Raw genomic sequence first — 15,574 nt, 5'->3', positions numbered from 1 at the left:
TCCCTTGATCTGCGTCAAAGAGTATCACCTCTCAATTCAATAGCCTAATCTGATGACCCACGATCCGCAACTCGCTCGTCTCGGGCTATTTGACGCGCGTGTGCCGCGTTACACCTCCTATCCCACTGCGCCGCACTTCGGATCCGGCGTAGGACCTGGGGAGTTTGCCAGCTGGATCGCCGCAATTCCCGCGGGCAGCGAGATATCGCTGTACCTGCATGTGCCTTTCTGTCGCAGGTTGTGCTGGTTCTGTGCCTGCCGCACGCAGGGGACCACCTCGGACGAGCCGGTGAATGCCTATGTCGAGACGCTGATCGCCGAACTGGCGATGCTGCGCGAACATCTGCCGCAGCGCGTGACCTTGAGCCGGCTGCACTGGGGCGGCGGGACGCCGACGCTGTTGTCGGCCGACCGGATCGAGATGCTGGCCGAGGCGGTGTTCGAGGTGGCACCCATGGCGCCGGGGGGCGAGTTCTCGGTCGAGATCGACCCGAACGAGATCGATGATCCGCGTCTGGACGCGCTTGCACGGGCCGGGATGAACCGGGCCTCGATCGGGGTGCAGGATTTCGACCCCCTGATTCAGAAGATGATCGGACGGGAACAGAGCTATGCCCTGACCCGCGATGTCGCCGAACGCATCAGGGCGCGCGGTGTGGCCAGCCTGAATGCCGACATCCTTTATGGCCTGCCCAGCCAGACCGGCCCGCGGATCGCGGATTCGGTGCAGAAGCTCTTGACGCTCGCGCCGGACCGGGTGGCGCTTTACGGCTATGCCCATGTGCCCTGGATGAGCCGCCGTCAGCAGATGATCCCGTCCGACGCGATGCCCACGCCCGAGGAGCGGCTGTCGCTGTTCGAGACCGCCCGGCAGCTGTTCCTCTGGGACGGGTATCAGGAAATCGGCATCGACCATTTCGCCAAACCCGAGGACGGCCTGGCACGGGCGCAGCGGGCGGGCAGGCTGCGGCGCAACTTCCAGGGCTATACTGATGATCCGGCGTCGGTGCTGATCGGGCTGGGGGCATCGGCGATCAGCCGGTTCCCGCAGGGTTTTGCCCAGAATGCCAGCGCCACTGCCGCCCATGCCAAGGCGATCCGCGAGGGTCAGTTCTCGACCCACCGCGGCCATGCCTTCGCGGGTGAGGACACGCTGCGCGCCCGGATCATCGAGGCATTGATGTGCGACTTTGCCGTGTCGAAGGCGGAATTGCTGCGCGACTTCGACGTGACGCCGGCCCGGCTGGACGCGATGTTCCAGAAGGCAGTCGGCCAGTTCGGCGACATGGTCCGCCTTACCGACGAAACCTTCGCGATCCCGGAGCGTGCGAAGCCCCTGACCCGAATGATCGCGCGGGCCTTCGACGCCTATGATTCGGCCCAGGCAAGGCATTCCTCGGCGGTTTAGTGCGCTTGGCCGACTGTGCGGTGCAATGCCCCTGCGGTCAGCGGAACCGATCCAGCAGCCGCTGCATCGGGCTGCGGGTATCTTCAGCCGGTTGCGCCGGCGGGGCGGGGGGATCGGTCCTTTCCCTTGTGGTCGATGACCGGGGCGGAGAGGTGCGCAGCGAAACCGCGTTCATGAATTTCTGCCCGTCGCCCATGGCCAGCGCCTCGGCCCCTTCCGAAATGCCGCAGAGCAGGTTTTCAAGCCAGTCCTGATCCGTCTTCGCGAAATCCTGCAGCACATAGGCAGCCACGGCATCCTTGTGGCCGGGGCGCCCGATCCCCAGCCGCACACGCCCATAGCCGTCGCCCAGATGGGCGCTGATCGAGCGCAGGCCGTTGTGCCCGGCATGGCCGCCGCCCTGCTTCAGCCGCAGCTTGCCGGGGGCAAGGTCCAGTTCGTCGTGAAATACGATGACATCGCTCAGCGGCAGCTTCCAGAAGGCTACGGCAGCCTGAACCGACTGGCCCGAGAGGTTCATGAAGGTTTCGGGCTTCAGCAGCGCAACCTTTTCCGTGCCCAGCCGGCCTTCGCTGACCAGCCCCTGAAACGCCTTGCGCCACGGGGTGAAGTCATGGTCGGCAGCGATCCGGTCAACGGCCATGAAGCCGATGTTGTGCCGGTTGCCGGCATATTTCGGCCCCGGATTGCCGAGCCCCACGAACAGCTTCACCTGACCGCCCCCGCCTGTTGCCCAGCCGGATATAGACCGGGGGCGGGCAGGGCTCAACCTTGAGGGGGGCGGAACGTGGCCGTGCGGGCGGTAGGTCGCGTGGCATCCTGCCCCTGCGGCGGCATGATCGGCCCATGGTTTCTGAAAGCGGACGGGGGGCACGAAGGCCCCCCGCAACATCTGTGGGATCGCAATACTCAGGCGCCGGCTTCGGCGGCTTCCTCGGCCACAAGGCCCGAAGGCGCAGCAATGTTCGCGATCACGAAGTTCCGCGCGATGGTCGGCTTCGCGCCCTTCGGCAGCACCACATCGTTGATGTGGATCACGTCGCCGATGACCTTGCCGGTCAGATCGACCGTGATGTGGTCGGGAATGTCGCCGGCGGTGACTTCCAGTTCGACTTCCGGGCGAACCACAGTCAGCACGCCACCACGCTTCAGGCCGGGGCTCGCGTCCTGGTTCACGAATTCGACGTGGATGAACAGGTTGATGCGGCTGTCGTCATGGATGCGCATGAAATCGACATGCGTCGGCAGATCCTTGACCACGTCGCGCTGCACGCCGCGGCAAATGACATGCACGTCCGGCTGGCCTTCGACCTTGAGGTTGAAGAGCGTCTGCAGGAAGCGGCCCTGCTTCAGCTTGGTCAGCAGGTAGTTGTATTTCACCTTGATCGGCGTGGGTTCCTGCCCATCGCCGTAGATGATGCCGGGTACGTAGCCCTCACGACGGGCTTGACGGGCGGCCCCCTTGCCTGTCCCCGTCCGTACCTCGGCGACGAGATCGATGATCTGGCGTGCCATTGGTTTTCTCCAGTGTTAGGTCCGCCATCCTCCAAGGGTGCATGGCGCGACCGGGGGCCTATAGCGGGGAATCGGCGGGAAGGAAAGCGGGAAGTTCCGGTGTCGCATTCGGCGGGCCGGATGGTCGCGGGTGGAGTGGATGCACCTGCGACCCCGGGCTAGCTGTCGGCTTCGCGCGAAGGAGCCCCGCATGTCCGCCCTGTCGACCCTGGCCTATTCCCGTCCCGCCGTGGCGGCCTTTGGTGCGATGGGTGTGCTCTGGGGCAGTTTTGCCGCCGTGCTGCCCGACCTCAAGGCTCAGCTGGGGGTCGATGAGTCGCAGCTGGGCCTTCTTCTGTTCTTCACGCCGCTTGCCGCGATCAGTGCCATGCTGGCGGCACCCATCCTCGGGTCGCTGATGGGGAGGGTCGCATTGCCCCTGGCGGTTGCCCTGATGGCGCTGGGCTTTGCGTTGCCGGGGCAGGTGCATGTGATCTGGCTCTTTCCGCTGGCGATGGCCTGCGCGGGGGCAGCGACGGGGTTGACCGATGTCCTGATGAACGCCCGCGTCGCGGCGATGGAGAATGCGCGGGGCCTGCATCTGATGAACCTGGCCCACGCGGTCTATTCCTTCGGCTATGCAGGCGGCGCGATCCTGACCGGCATCCTGCGCGGCGCGGGCTGGGGGCCGGGCTGGGTGATGGCCACGATGGCGGGACTGGGGTTGCTCTGCGCGCTCTTGTCGATCGAGGCGGACGGGCGGATCGAAGGGTTGCGCAAGCCGAAGGATGGCAGCGCCCTGCCCCTGGGCCTGGTGCCCGTGATCGGCGGAGGGATCGTGCTGATTGCCTTCATGACCGAGAATGCGGCCGAGAACTGGTCGGCGCTGCATATCGAAAAGACACTGGGCGGCAGCCCCGAGGAAGGGGCCCTGGGTCCGGCCATGCTGGCCCTGACCATGGGCTTCGCGCGGCTGGGCGGGCAATGGCTGACCGGGCGGGTAGATCCCTATACGCTGCTGCGTGCCGGCGCGCTGGTGGCAGGCATCGGCGCCTTCATCGCCAGCCAGGCCGGCAGCCCGGCCGGGGCCTATCTGGGATTCTTCGTCATGGGCATCGGGGCTTCGGTCCTCGCGCCCACGGCCTTTTCGCTGGTAGGCCAGCTGAGCGACCCGAAGGCCAGGGCGCGCGCTGTCGCGCGCGCTACGCTGCTGGGCTATCTCGGCTATTTCTTCGGTCCGCCGGTTCTGGGGTTGATCGCGGGCACATTCGGCCTGCGCATGGCCTTTGTCTGGGCCGCCGTGATGGTCTGCGTCGTCCTCCTGCTGGCGCCGCTTCTGGCGCGTCAGCGGACCTGAACTTCCAGGAAGCGCGGGCCGTCCTGCGGCGTGGCGAGGATCTCGACCAGGGCTTCGGGGTCGGGCGGAACCCTCGCAAACAGCATGTCGCATGCCATGGCAAAATGTTCCATGTCCAAGGGCGAGGGGTCGCAGCCGATGATAGGATCGACCTTGGCCTGCGCCAGCGACTCGGCGATCTCGCGGAAGCCGGCGTTGTTCCAGACGACATAGGTGATGGGCAGCTTTTCATCCACCGCCGTGCGCAATTCGCCGGGGCTGAATTGTAGCCCGCCATCGCCGATCAGGCAGACGACCGGTGTGCCGGGGGCCGCGATGGCGGCCCCGACGGCGGCCCCGGGGGCGTAGCCCAGCGCGCCGTATCCGGTGGCCGCGTTGAACCAGCCGCGCGGGCGGTCGTGATCGTAATAGAGGTTTGCGGCATAGACCGGCTGGGTGCTGTCACCGACGATGATCGCGCCGGGAATGGCCGTGCGGATCGACTCGACGATAGCCAGCTGATCCAGGAGCACCGGATTCAGGCTTTCCATCTCGGCAAGCGCCGCGGCGCGGGTGGTCTCGGCCCGGTGGGCGCCCTCGCGGTTCGCCGGAAGCAGCATCGGCAGAAGGGCCGCCATCATCGGTCCGGCATCGGCCTTGATCGCCATGCGGGCTGGATGGCGGGCCAGCTGATCGGCGCAGATGTCGATGCGGATCATGCCCGACAGATCCGGCACGCCGCCCTTGGCATAGACATCATAATCCGTGGGGCCAAGTTCGGTGCCGATGGCCAGCACCTGATCCGCCGCCGCGATCAGTTTGCGGACGGCATTCAGGCTGGGCGAGGCGGGGACGGCCAGCCGGTGGCCGTGCATCGCGCCACGGGCGTTCGCGGTCAGGACCACCGGGGCATCCAGCATCTCGGCCAGCTTGCGCAGCTCGTCCTCTGCGCCGCGTGTGCCGCCGCCGGCCAGGATCACGACCCGTTCGGCATTGTTCAGCGTGGTGGCGATGCTGCGCATCCGGCCCATGGGCAGAGGCACGGCCGCCGCGGCCACCACGGGCGGCGGCAGGGCCGGACAGGGCTGGCCCATCATGTTGGTGGAAATCTGGATATGGGCCGGTCCAGGCCGGCCGGCTGTCATCGCGGCGAAGGCGCGGTCCAGCACCTCGCCCAGCTTCTTCGGGTCGGTCACGGTTTCGGTGTGGCAAAGCGTGGCCACCATCGCCCCCTGGTCGGGCAGCTCGTGCAGCCGGCCCCAGCCCTTGCCCAGCGTATCGCTGCGCCCAAGCCCGGAGACGACCAGCATCGGCACCGAATCGGCCCGCGCCTGCGCCATTGCGGTCAGGCAATTGGTCAGCCCGGGTCCGGTGATGACGAAGGCCGCGGCCGGCTTGCCCGAAATTCGGGCATAGCCATCCGCCATGAAGCCCGCGCCCTGTTCGTGCCGGGGGGTGACGTGGCGGATCTTGTCGCCGGCCTTGGCGAGACCGCGATAAAGTTCGATCGTGTGGACGCCGGGAATGCCGAAGACGACTTCGATGCCCCGGTCGATCAGCCCCTCGACCAGACGGATGCCAACGGTGGTCATGCTGCGTTCTCCAGCGCCTTGGCCGCATGGGCGGCGATACGGGTGCAAGCCTCGGTGATCAGCTCGTCGGGTTGGGTCAGGCTGAGCCGCAGCCACCCGTTCAGCCCCGCGCCGAAGCTTTCGCCGGGCATGACGGCCACCTTTTCCCGGTCAAGCAGGCCAAGGGCGAAAGCCTCGCCCGAAAGCCCGGTCGCGCGCACATCGACCAGGGCGAACATTCCCGCCTCTGGCCGGTGGACGCGCAGGCCTGCGGTCCCGTCCAGCGCCCCTGCGATCAGCCCGGCCCGGCGGGCAAAGCGTTCGGTCATTCCGGCGGCCACGGGCGAAGGTTGGGAAACCGCAAGCGCCGTCATGTCGGCGATGAAGGGTTGCGAGCCGAAGAGCATGGTTTCCGAAAGCGGCAACAGGCGTTCGCAGAACTCTGCCGGCCCCACGCACCAGCCCGAGCGGAACCCCGGTGCGGCGTGCGACTTGGAAATCGAGGAAGCCACTACCACCCGGTCGGCCAGATCGGCAAAGTCAAGCGGCGAGATGAAGGAAACCCCGGGGAAGACCAGATCCTCGTAGACCTCGTCCGAAACGATCCAGAGATCATGTTCTCGGGCCAGCTCGCCCAGCGCACGGATGTCCTCGGGGCGCAGGACGGCGCCGGTCGGGTTGTGCGGCGTGTTCAGGAACAGCACACGCGACCGGGGCGTGATGCGTGCAGCCACATCCGCCGCCTGCATGCGGAAGCCGTGTTCGGGGCGCAGCGGCACCGGCACCATGCGCGCGCCGGTCTGGGCGATCAGCCCTTCGTAGGTCGCATACATCGGGTCGCCCAGCAGCACCTCGTCCCCCGCCTCCACCAGGGTGCGCAGGATACCGTAAAGCACGGTCTGGGTGCCGGGCAGGCACATCACCTGATCAGCCCCGATTTCGCGCCCGCGGCGGGCGGTGTAGCGCGCGGCCAGCGCACCGACGAGCCCCGGTTCGCCCCGACCGTTGGAATAGCCGGTACGCCCGGACTGCATCGCGCGCGCCGCCGCCCCGAGGAGCGGTTGCGGCGTGGGAACGTCGGGTTCGCCGATCGTCAGTTCGATGATCTCTTCGCCGGCCGCCTTCAGCGCGCGGGCACGGGCATGTACCGCCCATTTCGCGCCGCCAAGGCCAGCCAGACGGTCGGTAACGGATGCGTATCTCATGCCAGCGTCTTTCCCGGATCAGGCAACATGGTGGAATGGGCGATCAGATCGACCCCGAGGATCGCGCCCACGGATTTCAGGCCAAGCGTCACGATCTCGCCCGGGGCGAAGGTGTGGGACAGGATCGAGCCCTCGATCCACAGCCCGTCGATCACCGCATTGCAGGCGATGGCCTCGCCGCGCAGCTGGGCCTCGGTCGCCTCGCGCGGAAGCCTTGCGATCAGCGATTGCAGAACGTCCCGATAGGTCGTGTAGGCGGCTTCGTGCACGGCCAGAAGTTCGGGATCGTTGCGGACCTTGTGCATGTATCCCGCCCACAGCACCACCGAACCCACATCCAGCACGGGCGGACGCAGCGAGGCGGCCACGAAGGCGGCAAGCCGCTCCTCGGGCGAGGCACCGACCCCTTCCAGCGCGTCCGATCCCTTGGCCGTCATTCCGTCCATCAGCGCACGATAGGCCGCACGGGTCAGTTCATCCTTCGACTGGAAATAGTGCCGGATCAGCCCGGCCGTCACGCCGGCCCTGGCCGCAATGGCGCGCACGGTCGCGGCTTCGGGCCCGCCCTCGGCAACAAGCTCCTGCGTGGCGGCGATCAGCGCGGCGCGGCGGGTTTCCTCGCTTTCGCGGCGATAGACGCGGCGGGCGGGTTCCATGGCCTGTCCTCAATTATACGCGCGGGCAATTTGCGCCTTGCAGGGGCAAAGTCAAGCAAGGATGCGCCAGGGATGCGCGACTGCGCCCCCTCAGTCGCCATGTACATCCTTGTGGATGATGACATCCGCCTGCGGATAGGCCTCGATGATCGCGCGGCGCAGGCCGGCCCCGATCTCGTGCGCCTCGCGCAGGGTCTGGTCACCGTCAAGCTCGATATGCAGGTGCACGAACACCCGGCTGCCGGCGGTTCGGGTCTTCAGGTCGTGGAACCCGCGGACGCCCGGCCAGTCGCGGGCGATGGCGGCGATTCCGGCCTGGATCGCGGGGTCGGCGGCGCGGTCCATCAGCGCGTCCCAGGCGGCCTTGCCGATGCGCAGTGCCCCCAACACCATCACCCCGGCCGCCGCCAGCGCCACCACGGCATCAATCGAGCCGATGCCGAACTGACCGGAAGCCCACAGGGCGACCAGCGCGCCCAGGCTTGGCAGAAGATCGCCCAGATAGTGCAGCCGGTCTGCGGCAACCACCTTGCTGCCCGTCATCCTGGCCACGCGGCCCTGCCACCAGACAAGCCCCAGAGTCAGGGCGATCGAGATCACCATGACCACCATGCCGCGCCCTTCCGACGCCAGAACCGGTGGCTCGGCCGCCAGAAGCCGCGAGGCCGAGGCCCAGCCGATCACCCCGGCCGAAGCCAGGATGAAGGTCGCCTGCGCCAGTGCGGCCAGATCCTCGGCCGAGGTATGGCCGAAGGCATGGTCTTCGTCGGCGGGGCGGGCCGCATAGACGATGGCCGCCGCAGCCCCCAGCGACATCATCAGGTCAAGCGCCGAGTCGGCCAGCGAGGCGGCGATCGACAGCGCGCCCGTCTCGGCCAGCGCCCAGAGCTTCAGCGCCACCAGCACCGATGCCACCAGCACCGATGCCAGTCCGGCCGAGATGGCCAGCCCCTCGCGGCCGGTCTGCTTTCTATTCGAAGACTTCATCGGCCTTCACGCCCCAGATGGCCGACTTGCGCACCCAGCCGCGTTCACCTTCCAGGCTTACGCGGCACCAATCGGGCTGGCAGGCCAGAAGCCGCCCGATCACCCCCATTTCGGCCTGGGCGATCACCGGCGCATCGTCCGATGGCCGTGCCCGGAATTCGGCCATGTCGAGGGTGACCAGCACTGTCCTGACACCGGACAGAAGCGAATAATGCACCCAGCCGCCCGCGCCCTCGAAATCCTCGACCCGGCGCCAGTTTTCGTATTCGGCGGTGATGCGCAGGGGCATTCCCGCGCGGGTGAACACCCAGTCGATCCGGTGCGTCAGCCCCGGCCCGCGCCTGGCGTTCCCTTCGCTGCCCTTGAGCGAGACAAAGCGGGGCAGGGGCAGGTTGGTCACGCAGCCGACATCGGGTTGGCACTGCTTGTCGGCAGGCTTCGCTGCGGCGCCTTCCTGCGACGCTTCGGGCGATGGGGGCGGCCCTTCGGCGTCCTGTGCGGCCAGAGGCAGGGCCAGAAACACCCCAATCACCATACCCGCGATCAACCGCTGCATCCGCGACCGTCCTGCCTGACCGGCCCGCCAGCCCGACAGGCAGCGCGGCCGATTGCCCCAACCCGGGGCTTGTGCATCGCCCCGCTTGGCTTAACCTTGCCCGAAGGATGCCGGATTTGGAAGTGTCGGGGAGAATGCCATGCCTGCCGCCCGCCTGACTGTGGTTGTGACGCGACGGTTGCCCGAGCCCGTGGAAACGCGGATGAAGGAACTTTTCGACGTGGAACTGCGCGACCCCGACGTTGCCATGACGCGCGAGGAACTGGCCGCCGCGATGCGCCGTGCCGATGTTCTGGTGCCGACGATCACCGATACGATCGACGCGGCCCTGCTGGCCCAGGCGGGCGACAAGCTGAAGCTGATCGCCAACTACGGCTCGGGCGTGGACCATATCGACGTGGCGACGGCCCGGCAGCGCGGGATCCTGGTGTCGAACACCCCGGGTGTGGTGACCGAGGACACCGCCGACATGGTCATGGCGCTGATCCTTGCCGTGACGCGCCGGATTCCCGAAGGCCTGGCGCTGATGCAGTCGGGCAAGTGGGAAGGCTGGTCGCCGATGGGGAATCTGGGCGGCCGGCTGGGGGGGCGGCGGCTGGGCATTCTGGGCATGGGCCGGATCGGCCAGGCCGTGGCGCGGCGGGCGCGGGCCTTCGGGCTTCAGGTCCACTACCACAACCGCAAGCGGTTGCACCCCGACATCGAGGCCGAGCACGAGGCGACCTATTGGGAAAGCTTCGACCAGATGCTGGCGCGGATGGACATCCTGTCGATCAACTGTCCGCACACACCTTCGACCTTCCATCTGCTCAATGCGCGGCGGTTGAAGCTGATGAAGCCCTCTGCCGTGGTCGTGAACACCTCGCGCGGCGAGGTGGTGGACGAAAACGCCCTGACGCGCGCGCTGCGCGCGGGCGAACTGGCCGGGGCGGGCCTGGACGTCTATGAACGCGGCACCGACATCAACCCGCGCCTGCGCGAGCTGCCGAACGTGGTTCTTCTGCCCCACATGGGTTCGGCCACGATCGAGGGGCGGATAGAGATGGGCGAAAAGGTGATCATCAACATCAAGACCTTCGCCGATGGGCATCGCCCCCCGGATCAGGTGGTTCCGGGCATGTTCTGAGCCCTGCCCTCCCGGCACGCGTGGCATTCATGCAACGCCCCATCTTGGCGAAGGCTTGCCCCGTTGCCGTCGCCCTGCGCCGGGTCCAGGGTGCCGCGCGTCTGCCATTCGGGCAGGAAGATCCAGGAACCCGGAGAACATCATGAAGAAGATCATCGCATCGGTCATGGCCCTGACGCTTGCGGCCTCGGCTGCCACTGCCGGCGGCCCGGTCGTCGTCGCCGAAGAGCCCGAGGTCGTGGCCGAAAAGCCCGCCTCCTCGGTCGGCATCCTGCCGCTGCTGCTGGTCGGCGTCGTTCTGTGCGTCGCGCTGTGCGGCGGTGACGACGACGAAGATCAGCGCTGATCATCTGCCGCCGGCCAGCCGGCCGGCGCGGCTGTTGCAGCGGGGCGCGCCCCAAGACCTTTTGCGGGCGCCCCTTCGTCTTCCTTTCCGGAGGCAGTCCTGCCCGGTTTCCGGTCAGTGCCTCCAGACGCGCGATTCTGCGTTACAGGGCAGCGGGCGCATCCCGACATATCGTGCTATTTTGCAACAGGCGTGGGGCCTTGGCGCTGCATGCCCGCGAATCTGTTTGAGAAGCGATCACCAAGACGTTAGCGTCCGTGACGTCAGGTGGGCCATTTGCGTGCTGGCCCCGGTTATTGGAGTGACACATGAAGAAGTTCCTCACCTCTGTCGCTGCCGCGTCGCTCGCCATCTCGGCTTCGACCGCCTATGCCGGCGGTCCGGTCGTCGTGGCGGAAGAGCCGGAAGTCGTGGCCGAAAAGCCCGCATCCTCGGCCGGCATCCTGCCGCTGCTGCTGGTCGGCGTCGTTCTGTGCGTCGCGCTGTGCGGCGGCGATGACGACGAAGAACAGCGGTCTCAATAACACACCGTTTCGGCGGTCGATCGGGGCCGCTGGGAATCTGGACTGAACCGGAAAGGACCAAACATGAAGAAGTTTCTTGCTACTGCACTTGCCGCCACCGTCGGCCTGTCGGCCGCGACCGCCCATGCCGGCGGCCCGGTCGTCGTTGTTGAGGAACCCNACCGGAAAGGACCAAACATGAAGAAGTTTCTTGCTACTGCACTTGCCGCCACCGTCGGCCTGTCGGCCGCGACCGCCCATGCCGGCGGCCCGGTCGTCGTTGTTGAGGAACCCGAAGTCGTGGCCGAAAAGCCCGCATCCTCGGCCGGCATCCTGCCGCTGCTGCTGGTCGGCATCGTCCTCTGCGTCGCGCTGTGCGGCGGTGACGACGATGAAGATCAGCCGAATGAGGATCTTCCGCTTGCGCAATAAGAGCTGAAGCTTACTTAGCCTGAATAGCTAACTATGGGGCCGGAAGCGTGCAGCCACGCTTCCGGCCCTTTCAATATCTTTCGGGCCGAATGGCCCGCGTATCGGCCGGGGGCGTGCTCCCCTGGATCATGGACAAGACGATGCTGGCCGTGACCGGCGCCAGCGTTACCCCCAGATGCCCGTGACCAAAGGCCAGAATCACATCATCCCCACCGCGTGACGGCCCGATGACCGGCAGGCTGTCGGGCAGCGACGGGCGAAAGCCCATCCATTCGCGGTCGGGTTCGCCGAGGTCGGGAAAGAAGGCGCGCGCGCCTTCGACCAGATTGCGCACCCGGTGTGGCGACGGGGGCAGTGTCAGCCCGCCCAGTTCGACCGTTCCTGCTACCCGCAGACGCCCGGCCATCGGACAGAAATAGAACCCGCGCGCGGTGGGGCAGCAGGGGCGATTGAGCAGGGGTTCGGCCATGTCCCATTCGACGTGGTAGCCGCGTTCGGTATCCAGCGGAATGCGGTCGCCCGCCTGCCGTGCCAGCGCGCGCGAATGGGCGCCGGCCGCGATGACAACGCGTTTCGCGTGCAGGTGCAGGCCCGGCCCTTCGACCACCACCCCGTCCGGCCCCCGCGTCAGACGATCGGCACGCCGTGGCAGCAGGCGCGCCCGTCCCAGCACTGAACCCGCGATCAGCCGCATCATCCGGCCCGGATCATCAAGGAAGGTCGCGCCGGGGAAGAAGGCCGCCCCGGCCAGATGCCCCGGCAGGCCGGGTTCCAGCTCGGCCAGCCGGTCGGGGCCGATCAGCTCCACCTCGACGCCCAGCGCACGGCGGCGGGTCATCTCTGCCTCGGCGGCGCGCAGGGCCTCGGGGGTCTCTAAAAGGTAAAGGCAGCCGCGACGTTGCAGGATGCCTGCGCCCGAGACGCGCAAGGCAAGGTCGTCCCAACGTTCGCCCGCATCGGCCAGAAGGAGGGCCAGCGCCTGCGCGTTGCGCGCCGTCGCACCGGGAAGGGACTGGCGCAGGAAGCGCAGCAGCCAGGGCAACAGGCTGGGCAAGGCGCGATGCCGGATGGCCAGCGGAGAGGTGCGGCTGAACAGAAGCGAGGGCAGCGACCGCAGCACATCCGGCGTGCCGACGGGGCTGACCGCATAGCCGGCGATGGTGCCGGCGTTGCCGTAGCTTGCGCCTGTGCCGGGCGGGTTCGGATCGACCAGCACCACCTCGCGGCCCCGGTCGATCAGTTCAAGCGCGATGGTCAGGCCGATCACGCCCGCGCCGATCACGGCGATGTCGGTCGTCTCGCGCATCAGCATCGCGCCTGGGCGTAGGGTGCGCTACAGCGCACCGTCAGAGACAGGCCTCGAACAGCTTGCGCGTGTTCTTCTTCGTCATCTTGACCGGGTTGCCGCCGCAGGAGGGATCCTCCAGCGCCATCGCGGTCAGCATGTCCAGATCGGGATCCTTCACGCCCAGCTTGGTCAGGTTCTCGGGGATGTGCAGTTCGGCCCGCAGGTCCATGATCCGCTGGCGGAAGCCCTTGAACCCGCCCTTGATCCCGCAATAGGCCGCGGCGGCGGCGAGCCGGTCCTTCACCGCCTTGCGGTTGAAGTCCAGCACCATCGGCATGACCACGGCGTTCGTGGTGCCGTGGTGGGTGTTGTAGATCGCACCGATCGGGTGGCTGAGGGCATGGATCGCCCCAAGCCCCTTCTGGAAGGCGACCGCACCCATTGCGGCCGCGCTCATCATGTGGGCGCGGGCCTCAAGGTCGTCGGGGTGCTTGTAGGCGCGGGGCAGGTTTTCGAACACCAGACGCATCCCTTCCAGCGCGATGCCCTGGCTCATCGGGTGGTAGAAGGGCGAGCAGTAGGCCTCCAGGCAATGGGCCAGTGCATCCATCCCGGTGCCGGCGGTGATGAACTTTGGCATCCCAACGGTTAGCGCCGGGTCGCAGATGGTGACCGCGGGCATCAGCTTGGGGTGGAAGATGATCTTCTTCTTGTGGGTTTCGGAATTGGTCAGAACGCCCGCGCGGCCCACTTCCGAGCCGGTCCCCGCAGTGGTCGGCACCGCGATGATCGGCGCGATCTTGCTGGCATCGGCGCGCGTCCACCAGTCGTCGATATCCTCCAGATCCCAGACCTTCAGCTTCTTCGGCTGATCGGCCATCAGGGCAATCATCTTGCCCAGATCCAGCGCCGAGCCGCCCCCGAAGCAGATTACCCCGTCATGGCCGCCTGCCTTGTAGGCTGCGATGCCGGCTTCCATGTTCTTGTCGGTCGGGTTCGGGTCCACCTCGGAAAACATGGCGCGGCCAAGGCCGCCGGCTTCCAGCACCTCCAGCGCCTGAGCCGTGATCGGCAGGCTGGCCAGGGCCTTGTCGGTGACGAACAGGGGCTTCTTCAGCCCGATGCTTTTTGCATGCTCGGCCAGTTCGGCGATGCGGCCGACGCCGAACTTGATTGCGGTCGGATAGGACCAGTTCCGGTTGGGAACGTTGTGGGACATCGCTTCAGACTTTCTTCAGATGATAGGATTTCGGCCGGGTGACAGAGTGATAGCCCAGATAGGACAGCGAGGTGCCGCGCCCGGTGTCCTTGACCCCGGTCCAGGTCAGCGCGGGGTCGAGGTAGTCGGCCCGGTTCATGAACACGGTCCCGGTTTCGATCTGTGCCCCGATCCGGGCGGCGGTGTCGTAGTCCTCGGTCCAGATACTGGCGGTCAGGCCATACGGACTGTCGTTCATCAGCCGGATGGCTTCCTCGTCGTTCTTCACCGGCATGATGCCGACCACCGGGCCGAAGGATTCCTCCTTCATCACCCGCATGGAATGATCGACGTTGACCAGGATCTGCGGGGCCAGATAGGCGCCGCCGTCATCGGCGAATTTCTTCGGGTCGAGGAGAGGCTTCGCTCCCTTGGCGATGGCCTCGGCCGTCTGGTCGCGAACGACCTGCGCGAACCGCTTGTGCGCCATGGGGCCAAGGGTGGTCGAGGCGTCGAAGGGATTGCCCAGTTTCAGCTGGCCGACCCAGGCGACCGACTTTTCCACGAAGCTGTCGAACAGTTTCTCGTGCACATAGATCCGCTCGATCCCGCAGCAGCACTGGCCGGCATTGTACATCGCGGCGTCCATCAGCACGTCCACCGCCACGTCGAGGTTCGCATCCTCGCGCACATAGCCGGGATCCTTGCCGCCAAGCTCCAGCCCCAGGGGGGTAAAGGTGCCGGCCGCCGCGCGCTCGATCGCCTGGCCACCGCCGACCGAGCCGGTGAAGTTCACGAAGCCGAAGCTGCGGTTCGCGATCAGCCGTTCGGTGGTGGGATGGTCGAGCACGACGTTCTGGAACACATCCTCGGGCACGCCGGCCGCGTGGAAGGCCTCGGCCAGACGCTCGCCGACCAGCAGGGTCTGGCTGGCGTGCTTCAGCACCACCGTGTTCCCGGCGATCAGCGCGGGGACGAGGGTATTGATCGTGGTCAGGTAGGGGTAGTTCCAGGGCGCGATGATGAAGACGACGCCGACGGGTTCGCGGGCCAGATAGCGGCGGAACTTGTCGCTGTCTTCCACCATCTCGGGCGCAAGCGTCTTGGCCGCGATCGAGGCCATGTAGTCGGTGCGCGCGTTTACCCCGCCGAACTCGCCGCCATAGCGGGTGGGCCGGCCCATCTGCCAGGCCAGCTCTTCCACCACCACATCGGACATGGCGTTCAGCTTCGCCACCCCGGCCTTGACCAGGGCGATGCGCTCGTCCAGCGGGCGGGCGGCCCAGGCTTTCTGTGCGGCCCTGGCGCGGGCGACGACCGCATCGGCGGCCTCGGGCGAAAGCGGCATCCGTTCGGCATAGACCCGGCCGTCAACGGGGGAAATCAGTTGGATCGGTTTCATCTTCGTCCTCGTAGGGTGGGCAATCTGCCGACCATTGCTCGGGAAGGTGGGCAGATTGCCCACCCT

15 protein-coding genes are annotated in these 15,574 nt (G+C 67.0%); 5 read left to right on the top strand and 10 right to left on the bottom strand.

Features of this window, described 5'->3' with window-relative positions:
- Window positions 1-52 precede the first annotated feature (52 nt).
- A complete protein-coding gene (hemN, locus tag EZM81_RS13895) occupies window positions 53-1,408 on the top strand; it encodes an oxygen-independent coproporphyrinogen III oxidase (protein ID WP_135448108.1) in 1,356 nt (451 codons plus the stop codon).
- Between the two features lie 37 nt (window positions 1,409-1,445).
- Here the strand turns inward: hemN and pth are convergent, their stop codons facing one another.
- The gene (gene pth / locus EZM81_RS13890) at window positions 1,446-2,120 is read right to left on the bottom strand and encodes an aminoacyl-tRNA hydrolase (RefSeq protein ID WP_136646126.1); all 675 of its coding nucleotides are present in this window, start codon (window positions 2,118-2,120) and stop codon (window positions 1,446-1,448) included.
- A 197-nt stretch (window positions 2,121-2,317) separates the two neighbouring features.
- A complete protein-coding gene (locus EZM81_RS13885) occupies window positions 2,318-2,923 on the bottom strand; it encodes a 50S ribosomal protein L25/general stress protein Ctc (protein ID WP_135448104.1) in 606 nt (201 codons plus the stop codon).
- Between the two features lie 190 nt (window positions 2,924-3,113).
- Between EZM81_RS13885 and EZM81_RS13880 the strand changes: the two genes are divergently transcribed.
- Entirely contained in the window at window positions 3,114-4,259 is a 1,146-nt protein-coding gene (locus EZM81_RS13880) for an MFS transporter (RefSeq protein ID WP_136646125.1), read from the top strand.
- On the opposite strand, the gene EZM81_RS13875 is transcribed toward EZM81_RS13880, so the two are convergent.
- The 5 genes from EZM81_RS13875 to EZM81_RS13855 all read right to left on the bottom strand — a co-directional run bounded on the left by EZM81_RS13875 (window position 4,247) and on the right by EZM81_RS13855 (window position 9,213).
- The gene (locus EZM81_RS13875) at window positions 4,247-5,830 is read right to left on the bottom strand and encodes a 5-guanidino-2-oxopentanoate decarboxylase (protein WP_136646124.1); all 1,584 of its coding nucleotides are present in this window, start codon (window positions 5,828-5,830) and stop codon (window positions 4,247-4,249) included. The genes EZM81_RS13880 and EZM81_RS13875 overlap by 13 nt on opposite strands.
- Complete coding sequence (locus tag EZM81_RS13870; RefSeq protein WP_136646123.1) at window positions 5,827-7,014, bottom strand: pyridoxal phosphate-dependent aminotransferase; 1,188 nt, start codon at window positions 7,012-7,014, stop codon at window positions 5,827-5,829. Before EZM81_RS13870 ends, EZM81_RS13875 begins: the two co-directional genes overlap by 4 nt.
- Window positions 7,011-7,670 (bottom strand): TetR/AcrR family transcriptional regulator, encoded by a 660-nt coding sequence (locus EZM81_RS13865; protein WP_135448096.1) that lies wholly within the window; start codon window positions 7,668-7,670, stop codon window positions 7,011-7,013. The genes EZM81_RS13870 and EZM81_RS13865 overlap by 4 nt, the downstream gene beginning before the upstream one ends.
- Before the next feature lie 90 nt (window positions 7,671-7,760).
- Window positions 7,761-8,657 carry a cation diffusion facilitator family transporter gene (locus EZM81_RS13860; protein ID WP_135448094.1) on the bottom strand — a complete coding sequence of 299 codons (897 nt, stop codon included), beginning with the start codon at window positions 8,655-8,657 and terminating at the stop codon, window positions 7,761-7,763.
- Complete coding sequence (locus tag EZM81_RS13855) at window positions 8,641-9,213, bottom strand: SH3 domain-containing protein (protein WP_135448092.1); 573 nt, start codon at window positions 9,211-9,213, stop codon at window positions 8,641-8,643. The genes EZM81_RS13860 and EZM81_RS13855 overlap by 17 nt, the downstream gene beginning before the upstream one ends.
- A 139-nt stretch (window positions 9,214-9,352) precedes the next feature.
- Here EZM81_RS13855 and EZM81_RS13850 point away from each other — a divergent pair, with 139 nt between their 5' ends.
- The 3 genes from EZM81_RS13850 to EZM81_RS13840 all read left to right on the top strand — a co-directional run bounded on the left by EZM81_RS13850 (window position 9,353) and on the right by EZM81_RS13840 (window position 11,209).
- Window positions 9,353-10,339 carry a D-glycerate dehydrogenase gene (locus tag EZM81_RS13850; RefSeq protein ID WP_135448090.1) on the top strand — a complete coding sequence of 329 codons (987 nt, stop codon included), beginning with the start codon at window positions 9,353-9,355 and terminating at the stop codon, window positions 10,337-10,339.
- A 142-nt stretch (window positions 10,340-10,481) separates the two neighbouring features.
- Complete coding sequence (locus EZM81_RS13845) at window positions 10,482-10,685, top strand: hypothetical protein (protein WP_135448088.1); 204 nt, start codon at window positions 10,482-10,484, stop codon at window positions 10,683-10,685.
- Between the two features lie 308 nt (window positions 10,686-10,993).
- Window positions 10,994-11,209: a hypothetical protein gene (locus tag EZM81_RS13840; protein ID WP_136646122.1), complete on the top strand. Its 216-nt coding sequence runs from the start codon at window positions 10,994-10,996 to the stop codon at window positions 11,207-11,209.
- 481 nt (window positions 11,210-11,690) lie between these two features.
- Here the strand turns inward: EZM81_RS13840 and EZM81_RS13830 are convergent, their stop codons facing one another.
- Genes EZM81_RS13830 through EZM81_RS13820 form a run of 3 tightly spaced genes read right to left on the bottom strand, consistent with a single transcriptional unit; the run spans window position 11,691 to window position 15,508 of the window.
- The gene (locus EZM81_RS13830) at window positions 11,691-12,926 is read right to left on the bottom strand and encodes an FAD-binding oxidoreductase (RefSeq protein ID WP_248298229.1); all 1,236 of its coding nucleotides are present in this window, start codon (window positions 12,924-12,926) and stop codon (window positions 11,691-11,693) included.
- A gap of 40 nt (window positions 12,927-12,966) precedes the next feature.
- Complete coding sequence (locus EZM81_RS13825; RefSeq protein ID WP_136646120.1) at window positions 12,967-14,127, bottom strand: iron-containing alcohol dehydrogenase; 1,161 nt, start codon at window positions 14,125-14,127, stop codon at window positions 12,967-12,969.
- A 4-nt stretch (window positions 14,128-14,131) separates the two neighbouring features.
- Complete coding sequence (locus EZM81_RS13820) at window positions 14,132-15,508, bottom strand: aldehyde dehydrogenase family protein (RefSeq protein WP_136646119.1); 1,377 nt, start codon at window positions 15,506-15,508, stop codon at window positions 14,132-14,134.
- Between the last annotated feature and the right edge of the window lie 66 nt (window positions 15,509-15,574).

The sequence above is a fragment of the Tabrizicola sp. YIM 78059 genome (assembly GCF_004959785.1).
Classification (GTDB): domain Bacteria; phylum Pseudomonadota; class Alphaproteobacteria; order Rhodobacterales; family Rhodobacteraceae; genus Tabrizicola; species Tabrizicola caldifontis.
Note: the sequence above shows the minus strand (reverse complement) of the source record. Positions and strands in the feature narration are given on the sequence as shown.